The 7,306-nt window shown below is 67.3% G+C and carries 6 protein-coding genes; 4 read left to right on the forward strand and 2 right to left on the reverse strand.

The features are described from left to right. The first annotated feature begins 7 nt into the window (after positions 1-7). From IB259_RS30035 to IB259_RS30050, 4 genes are read left to right on the forward strand one after another with little or no spacing between them, the layout of a single operon-like run. Positions 8-2,242, forward strand: coding sequence for an ABC transporter substrate-binding protein (locus IB259_RS30035; RefSeq protein WP_119450021.1), 2,235 nt, complete (start codon positions 8-10; stop codon positions 2,240-2,242). Beyond that, positions 2,239-3,216, forward strand: a complete 978-nt coding sequence (locus tag IB259_RS30040) for an ABC transporter permease (RefSeq protein WP_054453034.1) — start codon at positions 2,239-2,241, stop codon at positions 3,214-3,216. The genes IB259_RS30035 and IB259_RS30040 overlap by 4 nt, the downstream gene beginning before the upstream one ends. 5 nt (positions 3,217-3,221) lie before the next feature. Further along, on the forward strand, positions 3,222-4,718 hold the full coding sequence (locus IB259_RS30045; RefSeq protein ID WP_175164465.1) for an ABC transporter permease: 1,497 nt from the start codon (positions 3,222-3,224) through the stop codon (positions 4,716-4,718). Then, positions 4,715-6,412: an ABC transporter ATP-binding protein gene (locus tag IB259_RS30050; protein WP_054453030.1), complete on the forward strand. Its 1,698-nt coding sequence runs from the start codon at positions 4,715-4,717 to the stop codon at positions 6,410-6,412. Before IB259_RS30045 ends, IB259_RS30050 begins: the two co-directional genes overlap by 4 nt. A gap of 43 nt (positions 6,413-6,455) precedes the next feature. On the opposite strand, the gene IB259_RS30055 is transcribed toward IB259_RS30050, so the two are convergent. Then, positions 6,456-7,001 carry a MarR family winged helix-turn-helix transcriptional regulator gene (locus IB259_RS30055; RefSeq protein WP_119450020.1) on the reverse strand — a complete coding sequence of 182 codons (546 nt, stop codon included), beginning with the start codon at positions 6,999-7,001 and terminating at the stop codon, positions 6,456-6,458. A gap of 28 nt (positions 7,002-7,029) precedes the next feature. Then, the coding region (locus tag IB259_RS30060; protein WP_192330958.1) for a hypothetical protein at positions 7,030-7,306 on the reverse strand (277 nt) is incomplete at its 5' end.

The following is a 7,306-nucleotide window of genomic DNA, read 5'->3' on the forward strand; positions in this document are numbered from 1 at the left end:
GGTTTCCATGCGTGCATTGAAGCGGCTCTGGGCGGCGGCCATGCTGCTGTCGCTGGCGTTGGCGGGCTGCTCGCAAGAAAGCCCCATCAACAGCCCCTATCCGTCCGGCGCCGAAAGCCAGAACACGCTGTTTTCCGCCTTCGTCAAGCGATCTCCGAAGTACCTGGATCCGGCCAGCTCTTATTCCGGCGACGAGACCCCTTATACGTACAACATCTATGAGACGCTGTACGGCTACCACTACCTGAAGCGGCCCTACGAACTGGTGCCGCGCGCGGCGGCGTCGATCGACCCGCCCGTCTACCTGGATGCGCAGGGCAATACGTTGCCCGCCGACGCGCCCGGCGAGCAGATCGCGCAAAGCATCTACGACATCAAGATCCGGCCGGGGGCGCGCTACGCGCCGCACCCGGCATTCGCCCGCAAGACCGATGGCAGCTACGACTACTTTCCGCTTGCGCCGGGCGAACTGGACGACAAGTTCTACATTCCCGATTTCCCGCGCACCGGCACGCGCGAACTGACGGCCGACGATTACGTCTACGCGTTCCGGCGCCTGGTCAGCCCGCGCGTGGTGTCGCCGATCTCCAGCCTCATGACCGAGCACGTGACGGGCCTGAAGGAGTATGCGGACCGGCTGCGCCAGCGCGACCAGGCGCTGCGGCAAGACATGCCGGGCGGTGCCGGTGCGCCCTGGCTGGACCTGCGCGAGGCCGACGGGTTTACGGGCGTGCAGGCGCTGGATCCGCACACGCTGCGCATCCGCGTGAACGGCAAGTACCCGCAGTTCAAGTACTGGCTGGCCATGACCTTCACCGCGCCCATCCCCTGGGAAGCGGACCGCTTCTACAGCCAGCCCGGCATGGCGGCGCACGACCTGTCGTTCAATACCTGGCCAGTCGGCACCGGCCCCTACATGCTGGTGGAGTCGCTGCAGAACCGCCGCCACGTGCTGGGCCGCAACCCCAACTTCCACGGCGAACCCTATCCCTGCGAAGGCGAGCCCGGCGACGCGGCCGCGGGGCTGCTGGCCGACTGCGGCAAGCCCACGCCCTTCATCGACCGCGCGGAATTCAGCGTTGAAAAGGAAGCCATCCCGCTGACCGGCAAGTTCCTGCAGGGCTATTACGACGTGCCGCAGATCGAGCGCGGCGAGTACGGCGTGGCCATGCTGGTCGCGGCCGGCGACAGCCAGGACAAGGCGCGCCTGTACAACGAACACGGCATCAAGCTGCCCACGACCGTCGAGACCGCCAACTGGTACATGGGCTTCAACTGGCTGGACCCGGTGGTGGGCAAGGGCGACACGCCGGAGCAGGAAGAACGGAACCGCAAGCTGCGCCAGGCCATCAGCATCGCCTTCGACTGGGAAGAGTACGTCGCGGTGTTCGAAAACAGCCAGGCTTCAGTGGCCTACGGCCCGGTGCCGCCGGGCGTGCTCGGCTACCGCGAACCGCCCGAGGGCGTGAACCCGGTGGTCTACAACCTGGTCGACGGCAAGCCCGTGCGCAAGTCCGTGGACGTGGCCCGCCGCCTGCTGGCCGAAGCCGGCTACCCAGACGGCCGCAACGCCAAGACCGGCGCGCCGCTGGTGCTCTATTACGACTCGATGCAGGGCGGCGGCTCCAATCCGCAGTTCGACTGGATGCGGCGCCAGATGGCCAAGATCGGCGTGCAGCTGGACGTGCGCGCCACCGACTACAACCGCTTCCAGGACAAGATGATGCGCGGGTCCGCGCAGATCTTCCTGTGGGGCTGGAACGCCGACTATCCCGACGCCGAGAACTTCCTGTTCCTGCTGTACGGTCCCAACGCCAAGGCCAAGGGCGGCGGCGAGAACGCGGCCAACTACGCCAGCCCCGAATACGACCGCCTCTTCGAGCAGATGAAGTTCCTGGACGATGGCCCTGAAAAGGAGCAGCTCATCGCCAAGATGACCGCCATCGTGCAGCGCGACGCGCCCTGGATGTTCGGCTATTTTCCGATGTCGGGCGGCGCCTACCAGCAATGGGTCGGCAATGCCAAGCCGACCCAGATGGTACGCAATACGCTGCAGTACATGAAGATAGACCCGGTCCTGCGGCAGCAGAAGATCGACGAGTGGAACTATCCGAGGTGGTGGCCCATAGGCCTGTTCGCGCTGTTGCTGGCGCTGGCGATATGGCCGTCGTATGTGGCGCTAAAGCGGCGTGAACGGCAGACGGCATTCGCGCCGGCCCTGGGCAAGGAGCATCAATCATGATCGGCTACGTGATCCGCCGGTTGCTGTACGGCGTGCTGATCCTGATCGGCGTGAATCTTTTCACCTTCATCCTGTTCTTCGCTGTGAACACGCCCGACGACATGGCGCGGCTGGCCATCGGCGGGCAGCGCGCCAACCAGGAAGCCGTGGAGAAATGGAAGGTCGAGCGCGGCTACGACAAACCGCTGTTCTTCAACGCCAAGGCGCAAGGCGCGGCGCAGCTGACCGACACGGTGTTCTACCAGCGTTCGGTGCCCTTGCTGGTCATGGACTTCGGCGCGTCCGACGGCGGACGCGACATCGGCCGCGAGATCAAGACGCGCATGGGCCCCAGCCTGGCGCTGGCGGTGCCTACGTTCTTCCTGGGACTCTTCGTCAGCATTGTCTTTTCCCTGACGCTGGTGTATTTCCGCGCCACGCGGCTCGATTTCTGGGGCGTGGTGGTCTGCGTGCTGCTGCTGTCCATCTCCAGCCTGTTCTACATCATCGCCGGCCAATGGGTCTTTGCGAAGCTGCTGCGGCTGGTGCCGTTCTCGGGCTTTTCGGGCGGGCTGGACGTGGTCAAGTTCCTGGCGTTGCCGGTGCTGGTCGCGATCGTGTCGCGGCTGGGTCCGGAGGCGCGCTTCTACCGCACCCTGTTCCTGGAGGAGATCGGCAAGGACTATGTGCGCACCGCGCGCTCCAAGGGCCTGGCTGAACGCATCGTGCTGTTCCGGCACGTGCTGCGCAACGCCATGCTGCCCATCCTGACCAGCACGGTGGCCGCGCTGCCGCTGCTCTTCATGGGCAGCCTGATCGCGGAGTCCTTCTTCGGCATTCCCGGCCTGGGCAGCTACACCATCGACGCCATCAACGCGCAGGACTTCTCCATCGTGCGCGCCATGGTGTTCCTGGGCGCCGCCCTCTATATCGTGGGGCTGATCCTGGCCGACATTTCCTACACGCTGGCCGACCCCCGCGTCCGATTCGAGTAGCCGCCATGCCCAAGTTCGTCTTCCTCTGGACCGATATCGCGCTGTGGCTCATGGTGCTGGGCGCGCTGGCCTATGTCTGGCATGTGCGGCGCAGCCCGAACCTGCGCGCGACCTGGGCGCGCGTGGCGCGCGACACGCCCGCCATGTGCTCGGCGGTGATTCTGGCCGCGTTCGTGGTGGTGGGTCTGCTGGACTCGGTGCATTACCGGCCGCTGCTGCCGCCGGCCCCCGGCGCGGCCGCCGACGCACCGCCGGCCTATGCGCCCGCGGTGCGCTCGGCGCTGGACGGGCTGCTCACCGGCTCGGTGCTGACGACGCCGGAAAAGACCTATTCCGAGCCCTTGGCGATACGGCAGTTCACCAAGGAAACCATGCTCGTCAACGACAAGCCGGTGCGCGACTTTCCCCGGCTGCGAGGGGCGGGCGTGCATCTGGAAGACGCCGATCGCGACCACCTGGGCGATGTCGCCAAGCGGCTAGGGCTGGGCCTGGCCGCAGGGCTTGCGGTGTCCGCCGTCGTGATCGGGCTGATGTATGCGGGCTTGGCCAGGCGGCGCGCCGCAAGGGCCGCCGACGAGGCGGCTTCGGACGTGCCCTGGCGCGCCATGGCCGTCACCTTCACGCTGCTGTGCCTGACGGCAGGCGCCCTGGCCGGCCTGTCCAGCGGCTATCACGCGCTGGGCACCGACCGCATCGGCAACGACGTGTTGTGGCAGGCGCTCAAGAGCATCCGCACCGCGCTGGTCATCGGCAGCCTCACCACCATAGCCATGCTGCCGCCGGCCATCGTCTTCGGCATCGCCGCCGGTTATTTCAAGGGCAAGGTCGACGACGGCATCCAGTATCTCTACACCACCATCACCTCGATTCCAGGCGTGCTGCTCGTGGCCGCCTGCGCGTTGATGATGCAGGTGTACATCGACAATCACGCCGACCTGTTCGACACCTCGGCCGCGCGCGCCGACCTGCGGCTGTTCCTGCTCTGCATGATCCTGGGTTTCACGGGCTGGGCCGGGCTGTGCCGCCTGCTGCGCGCCGAAACCCTCAAGCTGCGCGAGCTGGAATACGTGCAGGCGGCGCGGGCCTTCGGTGTCTCGCACTGGCGCATCATGACCCGCCATCTGCTGCCCAATGTGGCGCATCTGGTCCTGATTACCGTGGTGCTGGAATTTTCCGGCCTGGTCCTGTACGAGGCGGTGCTGTCCTATCTGGGCATAGGCGTGGATCCCAGCATGAACTCCTTCGGCTCCATGATCGATGGCGCCCGTCTGGAAATGTCCCGAGACCCGATGATCTGGTGGAACCTCTTGACCGCATTCCTGTTCATGCTGGCGCTGGTGCTGGCCGCCAACCTGTTCGCCGACGCGGTGCGCGATGCCTTCGATCCGCGTACGCGCCGCTACAAGCCTGGCCGCATGGCGCGGTTCGGCCTGTTCGGCCGCGCACCGCGTACGGCCCTGGCGACCGATACGCGCCAGTCCCGTCCGGGAGATGCGCCATGAGCCAGGCTCCCTTGCTTGAAGTGCACGGCCTGGACGTCGATATCGCCGGCGAAAGCGGCATGACGCATGCGGTCAAGCGCCTGCAGCTGGCGATCTCCAGGCGCCAGACCTTTGCGCTGGTCGGCGAATCGGGGTGCGGCAAGAGCATGACGGCGCTGGCGCTCCTGCGCCTGCTGCCCGACGCCGGCCGCATCGTGGGCGGACAGATCGACCTGGACGGAGAAGACCTCAACCGCCTGCCGGAAAGCGCCATGCGCGGCGTGCGCGGCGGGCGCATCGGCATCATCTTCCAGGAGCCGTCCACCAGCCTGAACCCGGTCATGCGGGTGGGCGACCAGATCATCGAAACGCTGATCGCCCATACTCCCTTGCGTGGCGCGGCGGCGCGCGCCCGAGCCGTGGACTGGCTGCGGCGGGTAGGCATCCCGGAGCCCGAGCGGCGCATCGACGACTATCCCTTCCAGTTCTCGGGCGGCCAGAAGCAGCGCGTCATGATCGCCATCGCGCTGGCGGCCGAGCCTGTGCTGCTCATCGCCGACGAGCCCACCACCGCGCTGGACGTGACGGTGCAGGCGCAGGTGCTGGACCTGCTGGCCGACATCCAGCGGGAAATGGGCATGGCGGTGCTGCTGATCACCCACGACCTCGCGGTGGTGAAGAACGTCGCCCATCATGTGGCGCTGATGCGCGGCGGCGAGATCGTTGAAAGCGCCGACGCCGAGGAATTCTTCCGCGCACCCAAACATCCCTATGCGCGGCAGTTGTTCGAAGCGATCCCCACGTTTGAAAAGCGAGGCACGCCGCTCACGGCAAGCGGCCGCGAGGCCATGGCGCGCGACGAGGCCCGGCTGGCCGCCAGCGCCCAGGCGGGCGAAGCGGCAGTGGTGCTGGACGTGCAGGACCTGAAGGTCCATTACCCCGTGCGCAAGGGGCCGCTGCGGCGCATCGCAAGCTGGGTCAAGGCCGTGGATGGCGTGACCTTCACCCTGAAGGCGGGCGAGACGCTGGCCTTGCTGGGCGAGTCCGGCTGCGGCAAGACCACCACGGGCAAGGCGCTGCTGCGCCTGATCGACGGCGCGCGCGTTTCAGGCCGGGCCATGCTGCAAGGGCAGGACGTGCTGTCCGCGGACCGGCGCACGCTGCAGCGCCTGAGGCAGGACATCCAGATCGTGTTCCAGGATCCCTATGCCTCGCTCGACCCGCGCATGCGGGTGGGCGACATCCTGGATGAGGGGCTGGCGTCCCTGCGCAGCGGCATGGACAAGGAATCGCGCCGCACGCACGCCGCAAGGCTGATAGAGCGTGTGGGCCTGCCGTCCAATACCCTGGCGCGCTATCCGCATGAATTCTCGGGCGGCCAGCGTCAACGGATCGCCATTGCGCGGGCGCTGGCGGTCGAGCCCAAAGTGTTGATCTGCGATGAGCCCACATCGGCGCTGGACGTTTCCGTGCAGGCCCAGATCCTGGACCTGCTGCGCGAGCTGCAGGCAGAGTTGGGCATCGCCTACCTGTTCATCACGCACAACTTCGGCGTGGTCGAATATCTGGCGGACCGCATCGCCGTCATGGACGGCGGGCGCATCATCGAATTGGGACAGGCCGATGCGGTTCTGCACGAACCGCGCCAGGACATGACGCGCAGGTTGCTGGCCGCGGTGCCGCGCCTGCACTTCGGGCCGCGCGAAGCGGCCTGATCCGGCGTTCGAAGCAGCGGGGGCGGAGGCCCCCGCCGTCTTGCTACCCGGCCTGATGCGCGCTGCCTGTCTCCAGCCAGGCCAGGGTGTCGCGCTTCAGGTTGCGGCCGCAACGCGTCAGGAACGCATGCACTGCCTCCAGTTCCGCGGTGTCATACCCGCGCGCCGTCGTGGCGATGGCCTCGGCGATCCACTGCCGTTCCTGCGCCAGCGCCTGGCACGATTCCTCGACCGGCCGGATCACGATCATCCGGCGGTCCAGCGGGTGGCGGCCGCGCTGGACATAACCGGCCGCCTCCAGCCGGTTGATCAAGGCGGTCGCGCCGCCGGAGCTGATGCCCATCAACTGAGCCAGATGGCCGGTTGGAAGGGCATCGAACTCCATGACCAGCTCCAGCGCCTTCAGATCCGCCAGGGGAATGCCCAGCTTCTCCGCCAGGGCCGACTGGCATGCCGCGTTGTAGGCGGCGAACTGCCGGCCCAGCAGCAGGACGATTTCGTCCAGCATGCCGGACCGCCGGTTGCTTACTGCTGATTCAGCCATGCCGGTCACATGCTCGTGGTGAAAGTAGGTCTGTTGTTGCAGCATGATGTGGGTTCCTGGCGGTTGCGATGGATTACTTCTTGCCGGCCAGGCCGCCGAGCAGTCCGCCCAGCAGGCCGCCGTTGGCGGTCCCGCCGGAAGACCCGCCCGCCGCCGTGCCGCCCGTCAGGCTGCCCGTCACCCCGCCCAGCAAACCACCGAGCAGTCCGCCGTTGGCCGCGCCGCCGCTCGTGCCGCCCGATCCTCCCGTGGCGGGAGGCGCGCCGGCGGAGGCGCCCGCGCCCGCACCGGCGCCCGCGCCGGCCGCCACGTTCACGCCGCCCACCAATCCGCCCAGCAGGCCGCCGCCG

Source organism: Achromobacter sp. ACM04 (assembly GCF_014851465.1).
In the GTDB taxonomy this organism is placed as follows: Bacteria; Pseudomonadota; Gammaproteobacteria; order Burkholderiales; family Burkholderiaceae_B; genus Achromobacter; species Achromobacter aegrifaciens.